Origin of the sequence: Natrialba taiwanensis DSM 12281, from assembly GCF_000337595.1 — an archaeon.
GTDB lineage: Archaea > Halobacteriota > Halobacteria > Halobacteriales > Natrialbaceae > Natrialba > Natrialba taiwanensis.
This window is the reverse complement of the sequence record NZ_AOIL01000067.1, coordinates 1-25,774: the sequence shown is the minus strand read 5'-3', so window position 1 is coordinate 25,774 and position 25,774 is coordinate 1. Positions and strand designations below refer to the sequence as shown.

At 61.6% G+C, this 25,774-nt stretch carries 23 protein-coding genes, 1 tRNA gene and 2 rRNA genes; 13 read left to right on the top strand and 13 right to left on the bottom strand.

Annotated features, from left to right (window positions below):
- The first annotated feature begins 405 nt into the window (after positions 1–405).
- The 3 genes from C484_RS18520 to C484_RS18510 all read left to right on the top strand — a co-directional run bounded on the left by C484_RS18520 (position 406) and on the right by C484_RS18510 (position 3,879).
- Positions 406–2,229: an ABC transporter substrate-binding protein gene (locus C484_RS18520; RefSeq protein WP_049915775.1), complete on the top strand. Its 1,824-nt coding sequence runs from the start codon at positions 406–408 to the stop codon at positions 2,227–2,229.
- Between the two features lie 213 nt (positions 2,230–2,442).
- Positions 2,443–3,270 carry a phosphatase PAP2 family protein gene (locus C484_RS18515; protein ID WP_006827418.1) on the top strand — a complete coding sequence of 276 codons (828 nt, stop codon included), beginning with the start codon at positions 2,443–2,445 and terminating at the stop codon, positions 3,268–3,270.
- A gap of 243 nt (positions 3,271–3,513) precedes the next feature.
- Positions 3,514–3,879 (top strand): HalOD1 output domain-containing protein, encoded by a 366-nt coding sequence (locus tag C484_RS18510; RefSeq protein WP_006827417.1) that lies wholly within the window; start codon positions 3,514–3,516, stop codon positions 3,877–3,879.
- Positions 3,880–3,974: 95 nt separating this feature from the next.
- Here C484_RS18510 and C484_RS18505 read toward each other — a convergent pair whose 3' ends face one another.
- From C484_RS18505 to trmB, 7 genes are all read right to left on the bottom strand, one after another.
- Positions 3,975–4,943 carry a sugar phosphate isomerase/epimerase family protein gene (locus C484_RS18505; protein ID WP_006827416.1) on the bottom strand — a complete coding sequence of 323 codons (969 nt, stop codon included), beginning with the start codon at positions 4,941–4,943 and terminating at the stop codon, positions 3,975–3,977.
- A gap of 193 nt (positions 4,944–5,136) precedes the next feature.
- Positions 5,137–6,246 carry a Gfo/Idh/MocA family protein gene (locus C484_RS18500; protein WP_449289176.1) on the bottom strand — a complete coding sequence of 370 codons (1,110 nt, stop codon included), beginning with the start codon at positions 6,244–6,246 and terminating at the stop codon, positions 5,137–5,139.
- Positions 6,247–6,387: 141 nt separating this feature from the next.
- Positions 6,388–7,575 carry an ABC transporter ATP-binding protein gene (locus C484_RS18495; protein WP_006827414.1) on the bottom strand — a complete coding sequence of 396 codons (1,188 nt, stop codon included), beginning with the start codon at positions 7,573–7,575 and terminating at the stop codon, positions 6,388–6,390.
- Positions 7,576–7,607: 32 nt separating this feature from the next.
- Positions 7,608–8,714 carry a carbohydrate ABC transporter permease gene (locus C484_RS18490; RefSeq protein ID WP_006827413.1) on the bottom strand — a complete coding sequence of 369 codons (1,107 nt, stop codon included), beginning with the start codon at positions 8,712–8,714 and terminating at the stop codon, positions 7,608–7,610.
- The gene (locus tag C484_RS18485; RefSeq protein ID WP_006827412.1) at positions 8,714–9,793 is read right to left on the bottom strand and encodes a carbohydrate ABC transporter permease; all 1,080 of its coding nucleotides are present in this window, start codon (positions 9,791–9,793) and stop codon (positions 8,714–8,716) included. The genes C484_RS18490 and C484_RS18485 overlap by 1 nt, the downstream gene beginning before the upstream one ends.
- The gene (locus C484_RS18480; RefSeq protein WP_169332885.1) at positions 9,783–11,267 is read right to left on the bottom strand and encodes an extracellular solute-binding protein; all 1,485 of its coding nucleotides are present in this window, start codon (positions 11,265–11,267) and stop codon (positions 9,783–9,785) included. Before C484_RS18480 ends, C484_RS18485 begins: the two co-directional genes overlap by 11 nt.
- 327 nt (positions 11,268–11,594) lie before the next feature.
- Positions 11,595–12,659 (bottom strand): HTH-type sugar sensing transcriptional regulator TrmB, encoded by a 1,065-nt coding sequence (trmB, locus tag C484_RS18475; RefSeq protein WP_006827410.1) that lies wholly within the window; start codon positions 12,657–12,659, stop codon positions 11,595–11,597.
- A 214-nt stretch (positions 12,660–12,873) separates the two neighbouring features.
- Between trmB and C484_RS18470 the strand changes: the two genes are divergently transcribed.
- The gene (locus C484_RS18470) at positions 12,874–13,860 is read left to right on the top strand and encodes a mechanosensitive ion channel family protein (protein ID WP_006827409.1); all 987 of its coding nucleotides are present in this window, start codon (positions 12,874–12,876) and stop codon (positions 13,858–13,860) included.
- 38 nt (positions 13,861–13,898) lie between these two features.
- Here the strand turns inward: C484_RS18470 and C484_RS18465 are convergent, their stop codons facing one another.
- Positions 13,899–14,309: a universal stress protein gene (locus tag C484_RS18465; protein ID WP_006663676.1), complete on the bottom strand. Its 411-nt coding sequence runs from the start codon at positions 14,307–14,309 to the stop codon at positions 13,899–13,901.
- 130 nt (positions 14,310–14,439) lie between these two features.
- Here C484_RS18465 and C484_RS18460 point away from each other — a divergent pair, with 130 nt between their 5' ends.
- Positions 14,440–14,685, top strand: a complete 246-nt coding sequence (locus C484_RS18460) for a DUF5816 domain-containing protein (RefSeq protein WP_006827408.1) — start codon at positions 14,440–14,442, stop codon at positions 14,683–14,685.
- Positions 14,686–14,954: 269 nt separating this feature from the next.
- Positions 14,955–15,269 carry a DUF7116 family protein gene (locus tag C484_RS18455; protein WP_006109082.1) on the top strand — a complete coding sequence of 105 codons (315 nt, stop codon included), beginning with the start codon at positions 14,955–14,957 and terminating at the stop codon, positions 15,267–15,269.
- Positions 15,270–15,369: 100 nt separating this feature from the next.
- Here the strand turns inward: C484_RS18455 and C484_RS18450 are convergent, their stop codons facing one another.
- Positions 15,370–16,581 carry a pyridoxal-phosphate-dependent aminotransferase family protein gene (locus C484_RS18450; protein ID WP_006827407.1) on the bottom strand — a complete coding sequence of 404 codons (1,212 nt, stop codon included), beginning with the start codon at positions 16,579–16,581 and terminating at the stop codon, positions 15,370–15,372.
- A 121-nt stretch (positions 16,582–16,702) separates the two neighbouring features.
- On the opposite strand from C484_RS18450, the gene C484_RS18445 reads away from it, so the two are divergent.
- The 4 genes from C484_RS18445 to C484_RS18430 all read left to right on the top strand — a co-directional run bounded on the left by C484_RS18445 (position 16,703) and on the right by C484_RS18430 (position 19,744).
- A complete protein-coding gene (locus C484_RS18445) occupies positions 16,703–17,797 on the top strand; it encodes a metal-dependent hydrolase (RefSeq protein ID WP_006827406.1) in 1,095 nt (364 codons plus the stop codon).
- Positions 17,798–17,865: 68 nt separating this feature from the next.
- Positions 17,866–18,702: a hypothetical protein gene (locus C484_RS18440; RefSeq protein ID WP_049915708.1), complete on the top strand. Its 837-nt coding sequence runs from the start codon at positions 17,866–17,868 to the stop codon at positions 18,700–18,702.
- A complete protein-coding gene (locus C484_RS18435; RefSeq protein WP_006827404.1) occupies positions 18,695–19,348 on the top strand; it encodes a hypothetical protein in 654 nt (217 codons plus the stop codon). The genes C484_RS18440 and C484_RS18435 overlap by 8 nt, the downstream gene beginning before the upstream one ends.
- Positions 19,349–19,543: 195 nt before the next feature.
- Entirely contained in the window at positions 19,544–19,744 is a 201-nt protein-coding gene (locus tag C484_RS18430; RefSeq protein WP_006827403.1) for a dodecin, read from the top strand.
- 187 nt (positions 19,745–19,931) lie between these two features.
- Here C484_RS18430 and C484_RS18425 read toward each other — a convergent pair whose 3' ends face one another.
- From C484_RS18425 to C484_RS18410, 4 genes are all read right to left on the bottom strand, one after another.
- The gene (locus C484_RS18425; RefSeq protein WP_006827402.1) at positions 19,932–20,303 is read right to left on the bottom strand and encodes a HesB/IscA family protein; all 372 of its coding nucleotides are present in this window, start codon (positions 20,301–20,303) and stop codon (positions 19,932–19,934) included.
- 62 nt (positions 20,304–20,365) lie between these two features.
- Positions 20,366–20,599 carry a hypothetical protein gene (locus tag C484_RS18420; protein ID WP_006827401.1) on the bottom strand — a complete coding sequence of 78 codons (234 nt, stop codon included), beginning with the start codon at positions 20,597–20,599 and terminating at the stop codon, positions 20,366–20,368.
- A 96-nt stretch (positions 20,600–20,695) separates the two neighbouring features.
- Complete coding sequence (gene hisD, locus C484_RS18415) at positions 20,696–22,009, bottom strand: histidinol dehydrogenase (protein ID WP_006827400.1); 1,314 nt, start codon at positions 22,007–22,009, stop codon at positions 20,696–20,698.
- A gap of 45 nt (positions 22,010–22,054) precedes the next feature.
- On the bottom strand, positions 22,055–22,300 hold the full coding sequence (locus C484_RS18410) for a hypothetical protein (protein ID WP_049915772.1): 246 nt from the start codon (positions 22,298–22,300) through the stop codon (positions 22,055–22,057).
- Between the two features lie 943 nt (positions 22,301–23,243).
- Between C484_RS18410 and C484_RS18405 the strand changes: the two genes are divergently transcribed.
- The 3 genes from C484_RS18405 to C484_RS23935 all read left to right on the top strand — a co-directional run.
- Positions 23,244–24,807 (top strand): 16S ribosomal RNA (locus C484_RS18405).
- A 140-nt stretch (positions 24,808–24,947) separates the two neighbouring features.
- Positions 24,948–25,019, top strand: a tRNA-Ala gene (locus tag C484_RS18400).
- Between the two features lie 137 nt (positions 25,020–25,156).
- A 23S ribosomal RNA gene (locus tag C484_RS23935) occupies positions 25,157–25,774 on the top strand; the annotation flags it as partial.

Genomic DNA, 25,774 nt, shown 5'->3' with positions numbered 1-25,774 from the left:
GGGCCATCGAGTACTCGTCCACCGCGCGGACGATTCCTGGCCCACCCGGACCGCTCGATCGATCCGGAACGTGCGAACTGGTGCCACGAATCGATAGTACTCGGATTCAGCTATTGTTATGGCGGGCATACGAACGGAGGAAAGAACGTCATCGGTCTGCAACAATCCTGAACTCGTGATAGTCATCGCCTACTGAGCGTTCGAATCGAGTGCCTGCTGCTGGTTTGGCGACCCGTTCGGAATCGGCACGGAGTGTACTGCGTTCACTGCTCGACGTAGCGCTCGGAGTTGGGAGTCGTGAGTCGGATTCAGGAGGTACTCCACGAGTTCGTCTTTCGGTCGGCAGCGCTGACGTGTCGCTGTGAAGGGAAGTCCTATACATCGCGGTTGCGTATCAGTCTCGATATGACGCGAGGCGCTCCGCCGCTGACGCGGCGACACCTCCTGGCGGGCGCAGGCGGACTCGGCGTGAGCGCGCTCGCCGGCTGTGCGGAGCGATTCTGGTCGCGTGCAGAAAACAACGGTCCCGACCAGGTCTCGCTCACGATCAAGACGGTCCCGGCGGACGACGACGCGATGGCGTCGATGATCGTGAGTCGATTCCGGGAGAACGTCGAGGCGGCCGGCATCGATGTGTCTCCCGAGCCGATCACCGAGTCGGAGCTGTATCGGGACGTGCTTCTCGAGGGAGAGTACGACGTGTTCGTCATCAGGTATCCGGGATTCGACGAGTTCGACGATCTGTACGGGCTCTTGCACTCGCAGTTCGTCAGCGAGGGCGGCTGGCAGAATCCGTTTCACTTCTCGTCTGTCACAGCCGATGATCTCCTGGAGCAACAGCGAACGGAGAGTGGAGAAACGCGCCGTGAGACGCTCGCCGAGTTGTTCGAGTACCTCGCGGAGACGACTCCGTTTACCGTCGTCGCATACCCGGACCGGATCGGTGGCACCCGCCAGTCGATCGATGCCCCCGCTCCGCCGCAGCGCGCGATCGAGTTCATCGATCTGCTTTCGACTGCGCCCGCCGCTGCGGGCGATCGCGATGGGCCGCTTACGGTCGGGATCTACGGCGACGGCCTAACGGATCGGCTGAACCCGATCGCGGTCGATCGAAATCGCGTCCCCGGACTGCTCGATCTGGTGTACGCCCCGCTCGTCCGCCGGCCGAGTGAGAGTTGGGAGGGAGCCGCCGGAGTCGCATCGGCACACTCCCCGTCGAACGCAGAACCCGTCCCCCCGGAGGAGTACGTTCCGTGGCTCGCTGACGACGTTCGCTGGGACGATACCGGTCGACTCAGCGCGACGGTCTCGCTTCGCCCGGGGCTCACCTGGCACGACGGCGAACCGCTCGATGCCGACGATGTCGCCTTCACGTTCCGGCTTCTGGCCGACACGTCGCTCGGTACAGCCGACAGCGGCATCCCTGCACCCCGGTATCGCGGCCGCCAGACGCTCGTCGACACGCCCGATCAGATCGAGGTTGTCGATGGACTCACACTCGAAATCCCGTTCGGAACCACCACCGCCCCCGCTGCCGCCCAATTTCTCACCGTCCCGATTCTCCCCGAACACATCTGGGAACCCCGTTCCGAACTCGTCGCCGAACGCCAGACCAGAGCACTGACGACCAACAACGACGCACCTGTCGGCTCCGGCCTCCTCGAGTTCAGCGAGGCGGGACCGGAGGAACTCGTTCTCGAGCCGGTCGCGGATCACGTTCTCCGGGATTCGGTGTCGACCAACGTGCCCGCCGTCCTCGATGGATTCCCCCAGTTCGAGGGCCTCAGATACAATCTTTCGCCGAACGTTGGCACGATGGTCGATGCACTGCTTGCTGGCGATGTCGACGTCACCGCAAGCCCCCTCCCGCCGGAGCAGATCGAATCACTCGCCGACGACAACGCGATATCGCTGCTCACGGCACCGAGTACGTCGATGTACCTGATCGGCTACAACACGCACCACCCCGAACTCGGCAACCCGAACGTGCGGCGGATTCTCTCGCGGCTGATCGACCGCGAGTACATCGTCTCCGAACTCTTCGACGGATTGGCGACGGCCCCGACGACGCAGGAATCGTTGCTCGGCTACCGCGACGGCGACGATCGATCGGAGCCGCTATCACTGGCTGGATTTCCCGGAACCGACGGTGAACTCGATGTCGAACGGGTCCGGCGACTGTTCGATGAGATCGGGTATCGGTACGAGGACGGCGTGTTACTCCGGTAGCTGTTTTCCGGTGGCTGCTGTGATCGGAGCCGCTGCAAGGTCAAGGCACTGTACAGCCGATCGCACGACAGCGACGGGATCGGAACGAAAATCGTTGCAGTTGTGACGATAGCTCCGCGACCGATTCGAGTTCAATATTGCGTTGCGGACCGCCGCCTGCTCCGGTATCGACCGGACGCTATTAATCCCCTCCTGCTGTAGCTAGGCTCCCGTATGGCTCTCGCCAGCGTCGTACTCCAACTCGCCCTCGTGGTCGCCACAATGCTCGTGACGGCGGCACTCGTCGTCATCGGGCCGCGCCGACTCGTCACCGCGTTGCTGGACGTTCGATGGCGACTTGAGATGTGCCTCCTCCCGGTTGCGGCGCTTGCACTCGTCTTATTTTTGCGCTGGTCGACAGTCGACATCGCCGTCCGCATCGAGCATCGCGTGCTCGGGAACAACATCACCCCGCAACTGTTCGAACTCGAGCAGCTGTTGTTCCCGGTGAATCCGGTCGCAGTGCTCCAGACGTTCCAGTCACCGGAACTCACATCGTTCTTCGCCTTCGTGTACATCTACGGATACGCCTTCCTGCTGTTGTTCCCGATCGTCGCATACTTCGCACTCGAGACGATGGACGATCTCTCGACGCTGTTGCTCGCGTTCACCGTGAACTACACGATCGGTCTCGCGTGTTACGTCCTCTTCATCGCCTACGGCCCGCGGAACTTCGATCCGCTGTTGTTCGAGGGACTTCTCTACGACGGGTTTCCACAGATGCGCCGCCTGACGAACCAGGTGAATCAGAGTACGAACGTCTTTCCCTCACTGCACACGTCTCTGTCGATGACCGTCTTCTTCCTCGCGTGGCTGACGCGCGAGAAGTACCCGCTGTGGGTCCCCGTTTCGGGTGTCCTCGCGATCAGTATCGCCGTCGCGACGATGTATCTCGGCATCCACTGGTTCTCCGATGTCGTCGCCGGAACAGTGCTTGCGCTCATCAGTGTCTATATCGGCCGATCCTACTCTATCCGTGATCTCAGACGGTCGATCGGATGATGCACCGACACTCGCGATCGGCAGGTCTGCCACGTTGGTCGTGACCGGAACGACCACCGCCGTCGCTGGTTGCCCGCTCTCCGGACTGTTACCGGTTCGAATGACAAATATATGTGTTGCTACGTTCCGTTTTTCTGCTTCACTGAACGATCGATACATTCCCATAGAGAGCGTCTGTGATCGGTCTCTACCGCAGCGAGGACTGCCATCACCCTTATCCCCTGGAATCCCTTAGCGTTCGATATGTCCTCCCCGGACGACCAGTCGCCGCCCGAGTTCGAGGGAGCGGTCTCTCTCAGCCAGGCGATCATCGAAGCGATCGCTGCACGCGAGGGAGTTGCCCCCACCGACATCGAGCCCCCGGCATACGACCCGCTGTATGCCGCCATTAATCCGGAAGCGCTCGATGCACTCTTTCATAGCACCGGCTCGGGGCCCGACACTACCCCTGATGGCGCTCCATCCTCGAGTTCACAATCAGCCGCTCCCGGCCACGTTCGGCTGGAGTACGAGGGGTACACGGTGACCGTCTACAGCGATGGGACTGTCGACCTCGATGAGGGGGCCACCGCCGACGAGGACGAGTCCGTTGGGGCTGTCGACGAGTAAAGGGCTGGGTTCTGTTCGTGGCCACGAGCCGTGGTTCCGTAGTCACTGGCTGTCCCCACTCCGTCAGATTTCGCTTCACCAGCCACAAGCACCAGTCACTCCGCCCAGTAGGCCTCCCCCGGCTCAGTCTCGAATATCGCACGCTCTAAGAGATCGATCGCCTTCTCCAGCCCCTCGCGTGAACTCGTCAGCGAGTCCTCGTGTTCGATGCTGAGCGTGCCGTCGTAGCCGACCATCCGAAGCGTCGAGATGATGTCCTTCCAGTGTGATTCGTCGTGGCCGTAGCCGACGGAGCGAAACAGCCACGATCGGTTCGGCTCGTCGTCGTAGGCTGTCGTATCGAGAACGCCCTTTTCCCGCGCCTGTGCGTCGTAAATTTGCGTATCTTTGGCGTGGACGTGGTGGATCGCATCGCGTTCGCCCAGGTACCTGATGGCATCGGTGATCGTGATGCCCTGCCAGTAGAGGTGCGACGGGTCGAAATTCGTGCCGATTCGGTCGCCAGTTTCCTCGCGGAGCCGAGCCATTCCGTGGGGCTCGTAGACCAGCATATTCGGATGCATCTCGATCGCGACATCGACGCCATGGGTATCGGCGTGTGCCGCGATATCCGTCCAGTAGTCGGTCGCCTGCTCCCACTGGTAGGAAAGCGCCTCGTCGTGTTCGGGCGGCCAGGGCGCGGTGATCCAGTTCGGCACTTCGTCGTTCGGTCCGCCGGCCGGCAGCCCCGAGAAACAGGTGACGACGCCGACATCGAGTTGGTCGGCGAGCGTAATCGCCTCGCGGAGTTCGGTATCTGCGGTCGCCGCACGTTCGTCGTCGGGGTGCAGCGGATTGTTGTGTACCGCGAGGGCGCTGATCTCCATCTCGTACGTTGCGAACAGGTCCTGTAGTTCCTGCTGGGCCGTCTCGTCGTCGAGATACTCCGCACGCGGCAGATGATCCTGGCCGGGGTGACCGCCGACGCCGGGTTCGATCGCGTCGACGCCCTGCTCGTCGAGGTACGATAGCGCGCCCTCGAGCGATTCGTCGGCAAGCGGTGGGGTGTGAACGCCGAGTTGCATACGGGCTGACGAACGGTGGACGATGAAATAAAATGCGGGTACGATACTGATCGCTACACGTCGATCCAGCCGCCACGGTACGGTCCGCTGTCCCGATTTCCCGGCGCACTCGAAGGACGCAGGACGGGTCGCAGGTGCGACGGCACTGACTGACAGCAGTCCGTCGGATCGGCGGATCGGCGAACCGGCACGCTCACACGTCGTCGAGTGTCACCGTTTTCCCCTCTTCACTCGACCGGTAGATGCTGTCGATGATCTGCTGTACCGACAGCGCCTGATCGACGGTCTCATTGCTGCCATTGTCGCGAACGATCCGATTGAAAAACGCCCGCTGTTCCGCCGTATGCGTGTCGTTCTGTCGCGCCTCGATCGACGTATTTTCGAGGTGATCCGGCCCCGACGTACTCGCCGAATGGATCGTCAGATCCCCTTCGAGGAGATCGAACCGGGCAGCCGCACTCGTGCCTCGAACGATGAACTCGTGGTTCGTCGGCCGATTCGTCGCCCACGCCACCTCGAGACTGATCGTTCGCTTTCCCGGACAGCGAACGAACGCACTCGCCGAGTCGTCGACATCGAACCCTCGCGGCCCCGTATCGTCCCCCCACATCTCGAGATAGGCGTATTCCTCGCGCGAGCCGAACTCGCTTCGATCGACGCCGGTTACCTCCTCGACATCAGGGTATCCGAGCAGGTACAGTGCGAGATCGATCGCGTGAACGCCGAGGTCGATGAGCGCTCCGCCCCCGGCGATCTGTCGCCGGGTGAACCACGAGCCGCGACCGGGAATCCCGCGCCGCCGGACGTAGTTCGCCTCGACGTGAGTCACTTCGCCGAGTTCACCGCGGTCGATTCGGTTTTTCACGATTTGGACGGTGTTTGCAAAGCGATTGTTGAAGCCGACCATGCAGTAGCTATCGGATTCTCTCGCCGCCGTTGCGATCCGCTGTGCGCTCTCGTAGCTGTGTGCGAGGGGCTTTTCGAGCAGGACGTGGATATCCCGGTCGAAGGCAGCGATAGCGTACTCCTCGTGAAACTTGTTCGGCGTCGTGATGACGACCGCATCGATGGTCTCGTACAGATCCTGCTGGTCTTCGTACACGTCGACATCATAGCGTCTGGCGAATCGTCGCCGCGCTTCCGCCGCGACGTCCATGCCGCCGACTAACGGAACACCGAGTTCACGAAGCCGTTCGGCGTGATACTGTCCGATGTTTCCGAGGCCGACGATACCGGTTTTGATGTCAGTGAGATCGTCTGTCATTGGAGGTGGGGAAGTCGCCGATGTCTCTCCCGTCTTGATCCGACGGGAAGTGGCTGCGGAGATCCCGGTTTCCCATCAGTCACCGGCGGGAGGCACACGATTGGTTTCGAACCAATACATCCTTTGTCGCTATATCGAATCTTCGTTCTGGACCACCTTTTGTCCATTGGTGGTTTTCAGTCAGCTATCGGCCTCCGTCGGCGTCGTCCCGGTATCGGGTTCGGAGCGATCCGTCAGTCCGTGACGGAGCGCATCGCCGGTTGCCGTCTCGAAGAGATGGAGTTTCGATCGATCGAGAACGACATCGACGGTTGTTCCGGCGCGAATATCCGTATCCGGTGTGACACTCATGAGCAGTTGATCCGGGGCGGACGCAGGATCCTGCTCCATCGAATGCCCTGCCGTCTCCGAGAGGAGTAGGTAGACGAATATCTCGTCACCCATCGGTTCGATCACGTCGGTCTCCGCCCCGATTCGCGCGGTTTGCTCGCTGATCATGTCCGCTGTTTCCGCGATATGAACGTCCTCCGGGCGAACACCCAGTGTGAGTTCGTCGCCGACCCCGACTCCCGGAACCTGCTCCGGTTCGAGTTCAACATCGACGTTGTCGGACTGGAATCCGGCCTCGGTCAGTTCGCCCTCCATGAAGTTCATCGACGGCGAGCCGATGAAGCCGGCGACGAACAGGTTCGCAGGCCGGTTGTAACACTCGAGCGGCGGGGCGAGTTGCTGGAGGCGTCCCTCGTTGAGGACGGCGATCCGGTTCGACATCGTCATTGCCTCGGCCTGGTCGTGGGTGACGTAGATGATCGTCGTCCCCAGCTCGCGGTGGAGCCGCTGGAGTTCGGTCCGCATGTGCACGCGCAGTTTCGCGTCCAGATTCGCGAGCGGCTCGTCCATCAGGAAGACGTCCGGGTTGCGAACGATCGCGCGGGCGATTGCGACCCGCTGGCGCTGGCCGCCGGACATCTCGTCCGGCATTCGATCGAGCATGCCCTCGAGTTGGACGATATCCGCTGCCTGCTCGACGCGGCGGCTCACCTCCTCGTCGTCGTACTTCCGGAGGCGAAGCCCGAAGGAAATGTTCTCGAAGACGTTCATGTGGGGAAACAGCGCGATGTTCTGGAAGACCATCGCGACGCCGCGGTCCTTGGGTGCGAGCGTCGTCACGTCCTTCTCGCCGATGTACACTTGGCCCTCTGTCGGCTTCGTGAGTCCCGCGACGGTCTCCATCGTCGTCGACTTTCCACAGCCCGAGGGCCCGACGAACGTGACGAATTCGCCGTCCTCGATCTCCATCGAGACATCGTCGACGGCAGTGATATCTTCGTAGCGTTTCGTGACGTGTTCGAGTTGAACTCGTGCCATAGTGGTAGGGTGTAGGGTACTGTCGATTACGGTTATTCCTTGAGCGCACCCGCAGTGAGCCCGCTAACGATCTTTTCCTGTGCGAGGATCACGAGAATCGCGACCGGAATGACCCCGATGATACTCGCCGCCGCCATCAAGTGATACATCACCTGATACTGGCCCTGATAGCCGAGGATTCCCTCGAGAATCGGGGCCCAGTTCTCCGGCTGGCCGTCGGTCATCAGAAACGAGAAGAAGAACTCGTTGTAGACCGCGATGAAGGTCAACACGCCGGCGGTCGCCACGCCGGGGGCCGACAGCGGGATGATGACTCGGAACAGCGCGCCGAGTCTGGTCGTCCCTTCCACCCGCGCAGCGTCCTCCAAGCCGTCCGGGATCTGCGAGTAGAACGTCGTCAGGATAAAAATCGCCAGCGGCATGAAGATCGCCGACAGCGGCAACACCATCGCGCCGGGCGTGTTGTAGAGCGTGCCGTTGCCCGTGATCGGTTCGAGGACGAAGAACGACGTATTGAACAGGTCGTTCAACGGGATGAAGAACGCGGCCGGTGGGAAAAAGGAGATCACCAGCACGAGCAACATCAACGGCACTCTGCCGGGGAACTCGAGGCGGCCGAATGCGTAACCGGCGAGGCTCGCGATGACCAGGACGACGATGGTCGAGGCGGTCGCGATGACGAAACTGTTGAACATATACCGGTAAAACGGCAGCACCTGAAAGACCTCGACGAACGATCCGGGATTGAATCCGTTCGGGGTGAGGATAATATCCTGTTGTCGCCCTTCCGGCGTCAGCGCGACCATGAGCAGCCAGTAGAAGGGGAACAGCGTCGTAAACAGGAAGAATATCGTCGCGGTGTAAAACATCGCGCGGTAGGCGCGGCCGGGGTTCGAGATAGAGTTTGCGACCCAGCGCTGGAGGGGGCCGCGGTCGAGTTCGGCGTCCTCGCCGTCGACAAGCACGCTGTCCGACTGGCGATCGGTGGGTTGGCCGCCGTCCGTTTCGGCGGGGCGGTGTTTGTCTTCGTCGGTGTGTTGGTGTTGGTGCCGGTACTGGTGTTGGTGCTGGTACTGGTACTGGTTCTGGTTCTGATGGCGTTGTCGTCGGTGGTCCGTGGGTGTGCTGTCGTCGGTCATCAGTAGAGCCCTCCCTCGGTGTCGCGGAAGAAGAACACGTACACCGAGATGATCAGTCCGATCACGAGCGCGGTTGCGAACGCGACGGCGGCCGCCGTGGCGAAGATTCGTGTGCCGCCGAACATGGCTTCGACGACGAGGCAGGTGAGCGAGGGGACGGACGCACAGCCGGCAGTCGACTCGATCAGCCCGTAGACGCGCATGGCGTCCATCGTGCGAAACAGCATGGCGACGAGGAGTGCGGGCAACACGAGCGGGAGTGTGATCATCTTGAATCGTTGCCACGGCGATGCGCCCGCGACGCGAGCGACGTCGTACAGGCTCCGATCGATGCTCTGTAACCCGGCCAGGATCAGCAGGGCCATGAACGCCGCGGATTTCCAGATGTCCGCCACGAGGATGATGATGAACGCATCCTGGCTGTCGGCGAGCGGGTTCGGCCCGAAGATACCGAGCCACTGCATGAGGTCACTGCCGAAGCCGACTCCGGGCTGGAACAGCAGGTAGAAGATCATCCCCTGGATTACGATGGGGACTGCCCACGGGAGGATGATTGCGACGCGAACCCAGCGTCGGCCACGGAAGTCCTGGTCGAGCACGTAGGCCTGTCCGAAGCCGATAACCGTCTCGAAGAAGACGCTGAGGATTGCAAAGCCGAGCGTCACGAACAGTGCTTGTTGCAAGAACGGGACGCCGAGTTCGACAAACGGGAACGACGACGACAGCGAGATATCCACGAACTGTCGGGCGAGCCTGGCGTTGCCGGTGAGAATGTCGACGTAGTTATCGATTCCGACGACCCCCCCGAGGGGGTCCGCGCCGCGCGTTTCGTCCCGACGGAGGGACATAATGAACGTTCGGATGAGCGGGTAGAAAGCGATCAGCGTGAGCAGGGCGAACGCGGGGAGCAAGAGGAGATAGGCGTACGCCGCCTCGCTCAGGTTTTCCATCCAGTTGATCACGGGATTGCCGGTCCGTTTCTGGTCGGTCTCCCGGTCCGGGTGGCTTCCCAGACCGCCGTGACCGGGGTCACCGGTTTCGGTGCCGTTCCCAGCACCCGCTTCTGGCTCACCCGCCATGTTGTGCTGCCACCTCCGATTCGCTCCGCTCGAGGCGAGACGCTAACTCGTCCATCGCAGCGGTCGGCGCTTTTGCGCCGCGGTAGACTGCGTTTACCTCCTGGAAGATGAGTGCTGATTGCTCCGGCCATAGGTCCGTGACCGGCCGGGGAACGGCGTTTTCCCCCGCCATCTGAATCTGTTCGACGTAGCGGGCAACGGGGCCGATTTCGTCGGGATTTGCATCCGCAACCAGGTCAAGATTCGGCGGGAGAAAGCCCTGGAGTTCGAAGATGGTGAGCATGACCTCGTCGTGTGTGAACGCTTCCAGGACCTGCAGCGCTTGCTCCGTTTTGTCGGTGTAGGGACTGAGAGCGAGATTCCAGCCGCCGAGTGCGGCGGCCGTTCCGCCGACGCCCTCGAGTTCAGCGTCGTCTTCGGAGACGGCGTATGGTTGTGTCGTGATGCCGAGGTTCTCCCCGAATGCGTCGTCGCCGCCGGTTTCCGCGATCGCGTAGGGCCAGTTTCGGTGGGCGACGGCGTCACCGCTCGAGAAGGAGGCGAGCGATTCGTCCTCGGACCACTGGACGATAGCGGAGGGACAGATCTGCGGATAGCCCTCGAGTGCGTGTTCGTCCTCGTCGCCGTGGATGAACGTGCGCATCATTCTGAGGGCATCGATCACGGCGTCGTCGGTAACGGTGATCGGCCGGTCGCCCGCCGTAAACAGGGTTTCCGTGCCGCCGAAGTAGCCGCCGCCCCAGGTCGACATGACTTCGTTGAACGTACAACACGCGAGTCCCTCGTAGGCGGCCGCCTGGGTCGTAAATCCGAAGTCGAGCCCGGCTTCCGACTGGGCGTCGGCGACCGCTCCGGCGAACGTTTCCCACGTCGGCGGGTTGCTCGCCCAGTCGCTCGTATCGTGGCCGGCGTCTTCCATCAGATCCCGGCGGTACAGCATCATGCCGAAGTCCGGAAACAGCGGCAACCCGTGAATATCCCCGGTTTCCGGGTGGCGCGCCGTTTCGAGGATTTCCTCCAGATAGTTCTCCTCGACGCGATCGACGACATCGTCGGGGAACTCTTCCGTCAGATTCGTCGTCTGCTCGCGGAGGATGAAGGGGATCGTCCAGCCAGTGTCCATCATGTGGATGTCCGGTGGGGCGCGCCCGGCCTGGAGCGTCGACTGGGCCTCCTGCATTCGCTGGACGGAGTCGCTGACGACCGTCTGGACTTCGACCCTGATGTCCTCGTCGAGCCCCGCCTCCCAAAGGGCCTCCTGCACGTCTGGCTCGTCGTCCGGCGTGTGCAGAATGCCCTCGAAATCGGTCGCTCCGGTCATGACAACTGTGTTCGGCCCCGGTCCGCCGCCGAGACAGCCTGCGATCGCCGTCGCTCCGAGCGCCGTCGCCGAGGCTGTGGCCACGAACGCGCGGCGAGAAAGCCGCTGCCGACGAGTGCGACCCCGTTCGTCCCGCAGCGTACTCGGCTGCATGGGGTTCGGATTCGGGTCCGGGCTCGGATCCTGGTCCACGGTATCTCGACCCATCCGACGTAATACAATACTGCTTGGTATCTTAGTGATTGGCTTGCACACGAGCCCTTACTCCAGAGAGTCACGTTCGCCGACTCGTATAATACGCTATTACGGGCACCGCTATCGACCGAAGTTAGCCGTTACCGGGGACAGAAACAAACAGTCGTTTTGCGCGCCACAGAGTCGCCTGGGATCATCGCTCCGTCGTCACTACTCGCTACCCTCCGCCCTCCGTCCCGCCGCCCTCATCGCTCCGTCCCGCCACTCTCGTCGACCCCGTCGCACTCACTCCTCGATTGCCGGCGGCTCGTCACGACCGATGTGGATCTCGTGACCCTCGATGTCCTCGAGTGCCGCGACGCGGCCACCAACCGTGACTTCCTCGCCGCTTTCGGTCTCGACCGTCAGACTCGCGACCTCCTCGCTGACCTCGAAGGAAATATCGAGAACTCGTCCGCGAACGATCCGCGTTCCGCCGACATCCACATCACGACCCTCGATCGTCGCGTAGAACTCGCCGCCGTCCTCCATCAAGTCCTTCACACAGCGCCGGATCGAGGCGTACTTGCGTGGATAGGTCCGCTTCGACCCGTCCTCACCGAGCGTCCGCTCGGCGGTCGTCCAGAGAACAGTGCCGAAGAAGCCCGAAACCAGGAACCCGAGCGACGACCGATTGAAGATGACGCCGTACCGGTCCTGGTCGTCACGCAGCGCATCCTGCGTCGCATACACCGAATAGTTCCCGTCCGCGACGGCGATCACCGGCGTCGTGATCCCGCGTCGAGCCCGGGCCGTCGTCGCAACCTCCCGATAGTCGAACTCGTCCGGATCGGGTGCTTCAGTGGCCGGCGTGACGATCAGATCCACGCTGACACCAGCATCGATCGCCGCCCGGAGTTCGTCCTCGAACCGCGTCAACAGCCCTGGCGTGAGCGACAGCGAGAGTTCGTATTCCGCCGCGTCGATAACCTCCTCCAGGTATCGGAGGATTGTCGATCGCGACTTGACCAGCGAGACTGCCTCGGTGTCCCGTGCCGGCGCGGTGTAGCGTGCCTCGAGTTCGTCGATCATCTGCTCGAGCGAACTCTGGACGTCGTCGAACGCCTCCCCGGGGTCGATCGCGACGACTTTCATCGGGCGGGACTCGCGGAGTTCCACGAGACCGCGGTCACTGAGACTCCGGACAGTATCGTAGACGCGGGGCTGAGGAATGTCGGTTCGATCGGCGATTTCACTTGCCGTCAGCTGGCCGTGTTCGAGGACGGTCAGGTAGGCGTCGATCTCGTACTCGCCGAGGTTGAACCGGTCCCCGACACGCTCGACCGTCGAGCGCAGTTCGTCTGATGCCATAGCACACCCTACGATCCCGATGGCTAAATGATTTATTATGTATCGAGTAGCATCTGTTTTCGAAATTAGGTTGTTCGGCCCGACATCCGTTGTGGCCCGCGATCGGTCCGGTCTCAGGCACAGTGTGATTCGCATTCCCGGGTACTGATCACCGCGTTTCATCCGCTCGTGGGCGGACAGAACCCTTAACCACTCCCGCCATGACTGTCATCTCATGCGTGAGGGTTGGCCGGGAGTTGCAAGTGAGCCGTTCGAGAGAGTCCAGGGCTACCTCCCATTCGGTGCGACCGAACTCGTCGGGGCGCTTCTGGTCCTCGTCATCGGGTGGTACCTCTCGAAGGTCGTCGTACGACTTACCGGCCGCACGGTCGCTCGCCGTATCGACCGTCCGAGCGTCACCCGAACCGTCCTGCGCGGCGTTCGAGCGGCTGTCCTGTTGCTAACACTGGGCGTCGCTGCCAGTATCCTCGATATCGGCAACACGCAGATCCTCCTCTCAGTGACCGTCATCTCCGCCGTGATTGCCGTCGTCATCGCACCGCTCGTCAGCAGTTTCATCACCGGTATCTTCGTTCTCGCAGACCGTCCCTACGAGATCGGCGACATGATCGAAATCGCCGATGTCGGCCACACTGGATTCGTCGAGGACATCACGATCCGCTATACGAAAATATTCACCCTCGAGAATACGCTGCTGGTCATTCCGAACTCCGAAATCTACACCCGCGACGTGATCAATTACTCAGCCGAAGACGAACGCACTCGGATCGACGTCGAGTTCGAAATCACGTACGAGAGCGACGTCGACGCCGCGCGCCGTCACGCCGAACGCGCCGCACGCAGCGTCGAGACGGTTATCGCCGGCGGCCCCGATATCCGTATCGGAAGCGCACGGTACGCGGCCGCCCCCGTCTGTACGATCGAATCCTACGCCGACAGCGGTATCCTGCTCCGACTCTCGTTCTGGGTCGAACAACCCTACAAACGGATGGTCGCCCGATCGCGAGTACAGTCGGCGGTCCGCGAGCGCTTCGCTGAACTCGATGTCGAGTTCGCCTATCCGCACCAGCATCACGTGTTTAACGAGCAAAGCGGGACTGCACGGATCGTTTTCGACGAATCCGAGACAGCCGACGAGGACTCGAGTTCAGCCGCGCCGTCCCACGGTGAGTCGGTGGTGTCGGATGGAAACGAGGGATAAGTTCCGAGATCGTAGCGTCTCTGGGCGGACGGGGCAGGCTATGCGCGGGCGCTCTCGACGGTGATTACCTCACAGTCGAGATGGGTCCGGAGGTAGCGGTCGATATCCGGGTTATCCGTCAGCCGGCGGAAGAGCCGGCGGAATCGACTCGCCTGTTGGCTGCCGACGACGACGACATCTGCATCCTCCGCCGCCACCTCGTCGAGAATACTCTCCTCGACGAGAAATCCGGTCCGAACGACGTACCGGGCGTTTTCGACGGGCCCGATCGATCGCTCGACGGTATTTTTCAGATCGATACGCGTCACTTTCTTCCCGTTCTGGTAGAGGTCCACGTGCAGAACTGTCAACGCCGCCTCGCGCTCGCGGGCGATATCGATGGCCCGTTCGAGCGTTCGTCGTGAGTGTTTCGTTAGCGGATACCGAACGGGAACCACGACAAGCGCCATTACAGCATCGGACGAGTTCCGTGCGGGTAAAGGTTTCAGTTAGCGCTACTCTCACGTGGGTGAGCGTCTCATCCCGGTTTTGCTCGAGTCGGACAGAAGTCCTTTATTGGGCGCGTGACTACCGGTTCCCATGGCGCTGCGATCGATCACGACCGAGGACGCCGGCACCGTCTTTGTCTCGGAGACCGACGGTGACAGAGGATCGAAAGGGCCGTTTCTGGTTGTCTACGAGACGAGCGACGCCGAGAGTCGGTACGGATGGTTCTGTACGAACTGCGAGCGCATCGATAACGCCATGGACTCGATGGGACGAATCAAGTGCAATCGGTGTGGGAACTTCCGGAAGCCGACCGAGTGGGACGCTGCCCACGAATAACACGAGTTCAGTGTCGCTGCTGCCGCACGTGAAATCCGTCTTCTCTCACTCTCCGGTCACTTTCGGTGACGGTATCTACGCGCTCGACCAGCGCTGGTAACATCGCTTCCTAATTGGATATTACCGAATCGAGTACCGATCAGTAGATAAACATTGTCAATAAAACACTGCGTTGAACTCCGGTTCAGATAGCAACGGCTGGCTTTCTATTCCAGACCAACATTTATGTCGGTGGGTACCGTAGACTTCTATGAATGGGTCCTGTTAACATGCGGCTCGTCGAGCAGGCCAGGTCGATCTTCGCAGAGCTCGGATACACCGTCGAAGGAACCGGCCCCGACTTCCGGGCCGAGCGCGCGTGGAAAGTCGTCCACGTAAACACAGTCCTCGAGAACGCAGAGCTTCCGCGTTCGTCATCGTCATCGGGACAGTTTCACTGTTTCGTCGCCCAGCCCGAGGACGCCGACGATCTCGAAGCTGAACTCCGTCGGACGAACCCCAGCTACGAGTGGGCGATCATCGTCGTCGACGGCGACGACTATCAGGTCGAACGTGCGCCGCCAGGGCCCCGCGTCTCGGCGTGACCCAGCGGTGACCCACCGGGTTTGACCGCCCGAACACCACCCGAATCGCCCGCAACCGACTCCCAAGCCCTACCCGGGATCACTTTCCTCGTTTTTCGTGCTACTCCGAGAGCGCCCGCCGTGTCGCCGTCACGCCAGCGCCCGGATCGACCGTCGCCCCGAGTGACTCGAGCACGTCACCCAGGGCCGTCACGACGTAAATCACGTTCTCCGGGCGCGCGGAGTAGCCCATACAGCCGATGCGGAAAATATCCCCGTCGAGATCGCCGAGGCCGCTCGCGATTTCGAGATCGTAGCGGTCGAGCAGTTCGGCACAGACTTCGCCGTCGTCGACCCCGTCGGGAACGCGGACTGCGTTGAGACTCGGCAACCAGAACTCGTCGGGTGCGTTCATCTCGAGGCCCATCCCTTCCACGCCGGCCTTCAACGCGCCGGCGAGGCGTTCGTGGCGCGCCCAGCGTTCCTCGATGCCCTCCTCGGCGACGAGTCGAAGCGCCTCCCGAATCGCGTAGACGTTCGTGATCGGTGCGGTGTGATGGTAGGCGCGTTCCTCGCCCCAGTAGCCCTCGAGTAAGGAGAGATCGAGGTACCACGACCGGGAGTCCTCCTCGCGTGCGAGGACCTTTTCCATGGCCTCGTCCGAGAGGGTGAGCGGACTCGCACCCGGCGGACAGGAGAGACACTTCTGCGGGCCGGCGTAGGCGACGTCGATGTCCCACTCGTCGACGCGGAGTTCGACCCCGCCGATGGAGGTGACGGTATCGGCGATCACCAGCGCGTCGTGGTCGTGCGCCGCGGCGGTGAGTTCCGGAACGTCGGGCTGGCGAACGCCCGTGCTCGTCTCGGCGTGGATGAAACCGAAAACGTCGGGATCGTGCGCGGCGAGCGCGTCGGCAACATCGTCGGGATCGAGCGGTTCGCCCCACGGGGCGTCGACCTCGACGACCTCGCCGCCCGCGCGGCGCGCCATCGAGGCCATGCGACCGCCGAAATAGCCGTTCGTCGGAACCAACATCGTGTCGCCGGGCTCGACGACGTTCCCGATCGCGGCTTCCATCGCTGCCGACCCCGTCCCCGAAACCGGAATCGTCCACTCGTTGTCCGTCCGGAACGTATACCGAAGCAACTCCTGCACGTCGTCCATAATCTCGACGAACGACGGATCGAGATGGCCGACGAGCGGCGTACTCATCGCCCGACGCACACGCGGGTGCACGTCGCTCGGCCCCGGTCCCATCAGCGTTCGATCCGGTGGTGTGAGTTCGCCGACGGCTGGCGCTCGATCCGTCTCGATCGACGGTTCCTGTGCCATGGGTGTGTGCTCGAGTGCCACTCGCAAAGACTTACCGACAGCGGCGACCTCGGTCGCTTTCTCACATGCGACACCCAACGTGCGAGTCGCTTAAGAGGAGTCATCGCGTACCCGATACGTCGTGTTCGTCGGTCACGCTCTGCTCGCGTTCGCCGTCGCCGGCCTCATCGCCGACTGGCGTGGCTGGCCGTGCCAACACGCGCTCTTCGTCGCCGTCATCGCCGGTGCGTTCGGCGCACTGCCGGATATCGACATCCTGTACGCCCTGACCGGCCTCGGCCACTGGCTGCTCGCCGACGGCGCTCTCAGTGTGCCGACCGCGTTCTGGAACGCGAGCCGAACCGTTCACCGTTCCGTGACCCACTCGCTCCTCGTCGGTGCAGTCGCCGCCCCCGCGTTCGGACTCGTTGCGTTCGCGATGCAAACGCGAGAGCCGGACCGCCCCCGCCGACCGATCGGTAGCGCGCTCGCCGCGCTCGCCGCACTCGCCTCACTCTCGCTTTTCGGTCTCCTCGTCCTGACGGCACTCCTCCGTTCCGGCCCGCTCGCCGCCTTCGTTATGAGCCTCTTTCTCGGGACCGGCACACTCCTCTCCCTCGCCAGTGTCCGCGCATCGACACTCGCCTCCGCACTCGTAGACACCCCCGACCTGAACTCCGTTTCACTCCCCGCGATCTCTCCCTCGACCCTTACGCTCGCCGCTCTCTGGGGACTCTGGTCTCACCCCTGGGGCGACCTCGTCACCGGTTCGCCACCCGACTGGTTCTTTCCCGCCGACTCGACCCTCCTCGCGTCCCGAGTCGTCCTCCACTCCGACCCGACGCTTCACCTCCTCGCCGCGTTCGCGATCGAACTCGGCACCATCTGGCTGGCGGCGATCACCTTCTGTCGCCTCACCGACCGCAGCGCGTTCGCAGCGATCGATCCACGGGCTGGCCTCGCCGTGGGATACGGACTCGCCGCAGTCGTGACGACACCGCCAACGCTCGATGTGTCCTATCACTTCGTCTTTTCGATCCTCAGCGTCGGCCTCCTCTCCGGTATCACGCTGCGGTCACCGGTCTCAGTGGCCCGCCATCCGCAGTTGCAACCAGCTCTCCCATCGCTTCCACGAACGGAGTCGCTGCTTGCAACCGCACTCACGGGGCTCGCCGCCATCACGAGCGCACTCCTCGCATACGTCATCGTCTATCTCTCTCTACTCGGTTCCGTCTAAGTATCGCTGTGGCGCACGAACAGTGCCGGTTACGTACGTTTTTGTACGCCCGACCGCTACAGCCGTTCGTGTCTCGGTCAACTCTCGATACGTTGATCGCCGACGGGCGAACCAACGCGATCGCCTCGTGGCTACTCGTCATCGCCATCGCCGGCATCGGACTCAGCGAGTTGCTCCTCGGCGAGGTCCTCTGGACGACGTTCGCAGCGACACTCCTCGTTCTTGCGCTCCTCCCATCGATTGCCTTCCGCTCTCCGCTCGTGATGCTCCCCTGGGAGGTCCTGTTACTCGCAGCCCTCCCGATCCTCGGCATGGCACTCGACGCCACCGGGCTAACAGGCCACTTCGCATCGTATCTCTCCGTCGCGGCCATCGCACTCGTCCTCGCCGTCGAACTCCAGATGTTTACCACCGTCCGCATGACGCCCGGTTTCGCCGTCATCTTCGTCGTCGTCTCGACCCTCTCCGCGGCCGCCCTGTGGGCTCTCCTTCGATGGAGCATTGGCGGCCTCCTCGATACTCCCTTTACCGGCACCCACGACGAAATCATGTGGGAGTTCGTCTACTCCGCCGTCGCCGGCCTCGGGAGTGGCATCGTCTTCGAAGTCTACTTCAGACGACTCGGCCGTCTCGATCAGTCCTACTCCATCCCGTCGGCTGCAACACCACCGAACTCGCAATCAGACCCGGGCACTCCGAGTTCCCCGAGTTCAGTTTCGGGTCGTGACGACCCCAAGACGACATCACCGGCGTCGGAAGCAGAATCCGAGCCAGCTCACACTGACGAGTCAGACCCAAAGCCAGGACCTGATTCGACTTCTCCTCCTCCCTCACCCTCAGAGCCGGCTCCCCGCGTAGAATCGGACCCCGAAGCAGAAGACGAAGACCACCGAGACCATGTTTGAACTCGATTCCCTTCGCCTGTCCTCGCGTCGCCAGCGCCAGCTCACGCATCTCATGGAACTCGGGCTGATCGGGATGCTGTTTATCGGCCTCGAGCGAGCCAACGGGGGCATCGTTATCAACACCGGCGTTGCGCTCGTCGTCACACGATTGCCGTCCATCCTCGAACGCGACTACGGCATTCCCATGGATCCCCGACTCACGCTCTGGATCACCAGCGCAGTGTTCCTCCACGCCCTCGGAACCGTCGGACTACCCGGGACGACTACGACGTTCTACAGCCAAGTCTGGTGGTGGGACCACGTCACTCACGCGCTGTCGTCCTCACTCGTCGCCGGCGTCGGCTACGCAACGGTCCGTGCACTCGATGAACACTCGTCAGGAATTCACTTCCCTCCGCGGTTCGTCGCCATCTTCATCCTGCTTTTCGTCCTCGCGTTCGGCGTCCTCTGGGAAGTCCTCGAGTTCGCGATCGCGCTCACGGCAGATGCCCTCGGTATGAACGCCGTTCTCACCCAGTACGGCCTCGACGACACGATGCTCGATCTCATCTTCAACTCCATCGGTGCGATCATCGTCGCACTGTGGGGCGGCGCGTACCTTTCGGACGTGACGGGAGCGATCCGGGATCGCCTCGATAGCCGATAACCCACGATTCGGCGGTACGCCGGCACAGTATTCATCCACTTGCTCACCCGATTTCCTCCTCTCACGCCCACTTGCTCGCTCACGTCCCTACTCGCCCACACCCACTCAGCCCCACACTCACTCGAATCACCGCTCTCACCCCGTTCTCACGCCGGCACTAGCTTTACAGGTACCGACGGTGTAGCACAGGCAGCCATGGTCTTCAAGAAGATCACGCTCATCGGAACGAGTACCGAGGGCTTCGATACCGCCGCCGACAACGCAATCGACCGCGCCGAGGAAACCCTCCAGAACGTCCAATGGATCGAAGTCGACGAACTCGGCGTCGAAGTTGCCACCGCAGACAACCGCGAGTACCAGGCCGAAGTCACCGTCGCGTTTGAACTCGAAGCGTGACACCGTTCTAAGCGGGCAGACGCAGTAACTACTGGCCACGACAGGAAAACGAGCCACAACCACGGCCCATCTCGGACAGTTTCTCCGGCCGATTTCTCGACCTCTCGAACTAGCAGCCGTCTGAACTCGATTTCTGCTCCGCCCCTCAACGAACACCGGAGCACCGAGCAATGATCACCGAGCGGGCTTACGTCCGGAACGACTCACCACAGCCACACTCACTGACGACGTTCGGGTTCTCCACGTGGAAGCCTTCCGCCTGGAGCCCGCTCTCGTAATCGAGCACACTGCCCTCGATATAGTTCATACTCGCCGGATCGACGAACACACGCAGCTCGTGGTGCTCGTAGATCGTGTCGTCCTCGTCCGGCGCATCGTCGAATCGCATTCCGTACGAAAGTCCCGCACAACCGCCCTGTTGGACGAACAGTCGAAGTCCCGCCTCTCCGGCATCCATCCCCTCGCCTTCGAGCAGCGAAAGCGCCTGCGTCGCTGCCTCTTCCGTGACCTCGATCTCCGGCTGCGTTTGCTGTCCACCGTCCATGCTGTCCGTGCTCATACACACTCATTCCCGGGCAACGATGTTAACCTTGACGCCCTCGGAACTCGCTCTCGCTTACCTCAGTGAGTCCACTCACCATCCCGTTCGAACCGATCCCTGGCTGCTCGATACTGCGTTCCGAACTCAAGACGGTCGTTCCTGGAGAGTTCGATTCCGTGCTCGGCCAGCAACACGAGCATCTGCTCGACATCGCACTCGTACCACATCGCGAGAAGCCGAACGTTTCGCTGTGCATAATCGTAGTTGCGCTCGAGAACTCGCTCATCGGTAGGGTCGACCTCACGCGGTTGCATTGGTATCTACGATAGGGTTCGAGACGTAGCTACGTAAAACCAGGCTGCGGAGTAGCCAGGTCATTCAAGTTCTGTAGGCTCCGATTACGCCTCGCGTTACTCCGAACCGGTCGGCTCCGTCTCGGCTTCAGCCCCCTCGATGCACGTTCGCACACTCGCTGCGTGTGCCTCGAGTCCCTCCGCGTCGGCCAGCGTCGTGATCGTCTCACCCAACTCGGCCAGGCCTGAAGCCGAAAGCCGCTGTACCGTCGTCGATCGCAGGAACGTCTCGACCGAAAGCCCACCTGTGACGTGTGCACCACCGTTCGTCGGAAGCACGTGATTCGTGCCACTGGCGTAATCACCGGCCGCAACGGGCGTTTCGGACCCCAAGAAAACGCTGCCGGCGCTGTCGACACGCGCGAGCACCGCCTCGTCGTCCGCTGCAAGAATCGAGAGGTGCTCCGGTGCGTATTCCTCCGTGAACAGGATCGCTTCGCTCATCGAGCGCGCGCGAAGGATGCCACTCGCCTCGTTCGCAAGCGCCTCGCGAATCACATCTTCGCGCTCGCGCGAGCTGGCCTGCGCGTCCACTGCCGCGGCAATTGCTGCCCCCGTCTCCTCGTCATCGGTGACAGCAACGACCGACGCGTTCGGGTCGTGCTCGGCCTGGGCTATCAGCTCGGCCGCGACGAGTTCGGGATCGGCGGTCTCGTCCGCGATGACGACGACCTCGCTCGGTCCCGCCAGAAAATCGATCTCGACATCGCCACGGACCTCGGCCTTGGCCGCTGTAACCCACTTGTTCCCCGGGCCAACGATCTTCTGTACGCGCGTGATTGTCTCCGTCCCATACGCCAGCGCGGCGATCGCCTGTGCGCCCCCCACACTGTAGACTGCATCCGCACCCGCAGCGTGGATCGCTCCCAGCGTCGCCGGATTTAATTCGTCCGCCGGCGGCGTCACTACCGTTACGTGCTCGACGCCCGCGACGACGGCCGGGACGACGCCCATGATCGCACTCGACGGGTACGCCGCTTCCCCGCCAGGAACGTAGACGCCAACGCGTTCAATCGGTCGGAACCGACGACCGAGCTCTCGTCCCTCGCTGAACTCTCGTCGCCAATCCTCCGGCACCTGCGCCTCGTGAAACTCCCTGACGTTCGCCGCCGCCGCCTCGATTGCCTCACGGAGCTCCGCATCGAGCCCCTCGTACGCGCGCTCACACTCGTCCGTGATCTCGAGATTCCCGACTTCGACGCCGTCGAACTCACTTGTGAACTCGCGAACGGCGACGTCTCCCTCCTCGTGAACGCGATCGACGATTTCTCGAACGTCTCCCCTGACCGCCTCGATGCCGGCGTCCCGATCAAAGAACGCAACCCGATCATCCGGCCCGAGGTCGGCGATCTCACGCACGTCAATTGTCATACCACTGGGTTAGGGCGGCAGTCGAAAAACGGTTTCCTTCCCGCGTTAGCCGCGTTGTCCCGGTCCTGACTCGCTATCTGACTCTTCGATTTTCCAGACCCCCACCGCATCGAGTGTCGCACGCACGAATAAATACACCAACAGCCCAAACCCCACGATCGCAATCGGTGCCTGGAGCACATCTGCAACGCCACGGCCGAACGCAAGCTGGCTGAACCCGCGCACGAAGAAACTCAGAATAACGAGTCCGAACGCAACCACCGAGAGTTTGACAAACCCCGATCGATCCATATCCTTCGCTATGACTGCGGCCGGTAAATCGTATCGGTCACGTTCCATGTTATCCCCTTAGTCGCTTTCTGAACTCGGTCCTATTGACTAGAGGAGGCCTCTATCTGTTGTTTCCTTCCTTTGATAGCCCTGGTGTGATTTTCTTGCTTACGAGACACACCAACACGGACCAGGCCGCCTGCGAGACGACGGCCTTATATATGTACCCTCGCCTCGTCATTAATGCGAACGACGTGGCCCACGCCGCCACGTCCCCTCTGGCCGTTTCCCGGNGCCTTATATATGTACCCTCGCCTCGTCATTAATGCGAACGACGTGGCCCACGCCGCCACGTCCCCTCTGGCCGTTTCCCGGCACGGAGGTTGGCATCATATCCACTTGCCTGCCCGTCAGCCATCTCGGCTGGCACTTGGGTCTCGTCTCGGGGTGCCTCGCACCGCGAGACGATGCCCTTAAGTGTATCAGGGCACTCGGATATGACGCAACGAACGCGTGATGGNTGGGTCTCGTCTCGGGGTGCCTCGCACCGCGAGACGATGCCCTTAAGTGTATCAGGGCACTCGGATATGACGCAACGAACGCGTGATGGCGACGTGCTGAACTCTCAGCGCGTCGTCGCTCGGACGGTTCGGGTCCGAAGGGGTTAAGTACCCCAGACGACCTACGAATACGTCCGAAGGAAATGAGGATTCCACCCCTGCGGTCCGCCGTACAGATGGGATCTGATGTGAGCTTTGGTAGTTCGGTGACGCCCGATCGGTTCACGATCGCGGCCGCTCACCGAACGTGGACCCATTTAGTGTGAGTGCATTAGCATTCACCGNTTGGTAGTTCGGTGACGCCCGATCGGTTCACGATCGCGGCCGCTCACCGAACGTGGACCCATTTAGTGTGAGTGCATTAGCATTCACCGCCAACCCCCCAGCCTTGTGCTGGGGAGACCATTCCGGTTGATCCTGCCGGAGGTCATTGCTATTGGAGTCCGATTTAGCCATGCTAGTCGCACGAGTTCAGACTCGTGGCAGATAGCTCAGTAACACGTGGCCAAACTACCCTATAGATCCGGCCAACCTCGGGAAACTGAGGCTAATCCGGAATANCGCTTTCAGCCTGGAGTGGCGAGAGCGAGAAACGCTCCGGCGCTATAGGATGTGGCTGCGGCCGATTAGGTAGACGGTGGGGTAACGGCCCACCGTGCCAGTAATCGGTACGGGTTGTGAGAGCAAGAGCCCGGAGACGGTATCTGAGACAAGATACCGGGCCCTACGGGGCGCAGCAGGCGCGAAACCTTTACACTGCACGCGAGTGCGATAAGGGGACTCCAGGTGCGAGGGCATATAGTCCTCGCTTTTCTCGACCGTAGGGAGGTCGAGGAACAAGTGCTGGGCAAGACCGGTGCCAGCCGCCGCGGTAATACCGGCAGCACAAGTGATGACCGCTGTTATTGGGCCTAAAGCGTCCGTAGCTGGCCAGACAAGTTCATCGGGAAATCTGTGCGCCTAACGCACAGGCGTCCGGTGGAAACTGCCTGGCTTGGGACCGGAAGACCAGAGGGGTACGTCTGGGGTAGGAGTGAAATCCCGTAATCCTGGACGGACCACCGGTGGCGAAAGCGCCTCTGGAAGACGGATCCGACGGTGAGGGACGAAAGCTCGGGTCACGAACCGGATTAGATACCCGGGTAGTCCGAGCTGTAAACGATGTCTGCTAGGTGTGACACAGGCTACGAGCCTGTGTTGTGCCGTAGGGAAGCCGTGAAGCAGACCGCCTGGGAAGTACGTCTGCAAGGATGAAACTTAAAGGAATTGGCGGGGGAGCACTACAACCGGAGGAGCCTGCGGNAGCCGTGAAGCAGACCGCCTGGGAAGTACGTCTGCAAGGATGAAACTTAAAGGAATTGGCGGGGGAGCACTACAACCGGAGGAGCCTGCGGTTTAATTGGACTCAACGCCGGACATCTCACCAGCATCGACAGTGTGCAGTGACAGTCAGTGTGATGAGCTTACTTGAGCCACTGAGAGGAGGGGCATGGCCGCCGTCAGCTCGTACCGTGAGGCGTCCTGTTAAGTCAGGCAACGAGCGAGACCCGCACCCTTAATTGCCAGCAACACCCTTGTGGTGGTTGGGTACATTAAGAGGACTGCCAGTGCCAAACTGGAGGAAGGAACGGGCAACGGTAGGTCAGTATGCCCCGAATGTGCTGGGCGACACGCGGGCTACAATGGTCGAGACAGTGGGATGCAACGCCGAAAGGCGACGCTAATCTCCGAAACTCGATCGTAGTTCGGATTGAGGGCTGAAACTCGCCCTCATGAAGCTGGATTCGGTAGTAATCGCGCCTCAGAAGGGCGCGGTGAATACGTCCCTGCTCCTTGCACACACCGCCCGTCAAAGCACCCGAGTGGGGTCCGGATGAGGCCCGGTTTCCGGGTCGAATCTGGGCTCCGCAAGGGGGCTTAAGTCGTAACAAGGTAGCCGTAGGGGAATCTGCGGCTGGATCCCCTCCACAGATCGGGACTGGGGCGACGCCCCAGCCCACCTACAGTCCACGTTCGGTTACAGCAGCCGTCCGCCGAACCGAGCGGGCACCTTTGAACTACCAAGGCTCGCAACTCGCTTCCCGATGGCTCGTCTGAGCCATCGGGGGGGGCCCATAGCTCAGTGGGAGAGTGCCTCCTTTGCAAGGAGGATGCCCTGGGTTCAAATCCCAGTGGGTCCATATCGCGACGCACACTTCGTGTGTGTCGCCTGTAACCGATGCACCACTCCGCGTAAGCGTGAGTGGGAAGGGTCAATGCAGGCCGGCCGTCTACCGGCGTGCAGATGCGACCGTGTGTACGTGTAGNGCAGATCCGAAGAACGTGGCTACTGTGCCAGCTGGTGGATCGCTCGGCTTGAGAGCTGAAGACGGACGTGCCAAGCTGCGATAAGCCTCAGGGACCCGCACGGAGGGAAAGAACTGAGGATTTCCGAATGGGAATCCCCACCGCAATTGCTTCGCGCAATGGGGAACGCCGAGAACTGAAACATCTCAGTATCGGCAGGAAGAGAAAACGCAATCGTGATGTCGTTAGTACTGGCGAAGGAACGCGATCCCAGTCCAAACCGAAGCCTTCGGGCAATGTGGTGTTCGGACTGACATGCACTCTCAGACCGTCTACAGGAAGTCTCTTGGAACAGAGCACGAGACAGGGTGACAGTCCCGTAGTGTAGATCAGTATGAGACGAGTCAGCTCCAGAGTATCGGGGGGTGGATATCCCTCGTGAATATCTCAGGCATCGACTGAGAAGACTAAATACTCCTCAAGACCGATAGCGAACAAGTAGTGTGAACGAACGCTGAAAAGCACCCCACGAAGGGAGGTGCAATAGGGCGTGAAATCAGTTGGCGATCGAACGACGTGGCTCAAAAGGTCCTGTACACAATGAACCGGGTGCGAACCCGTAGTAAGCCGTACGGGAAGCCGGAGTTGC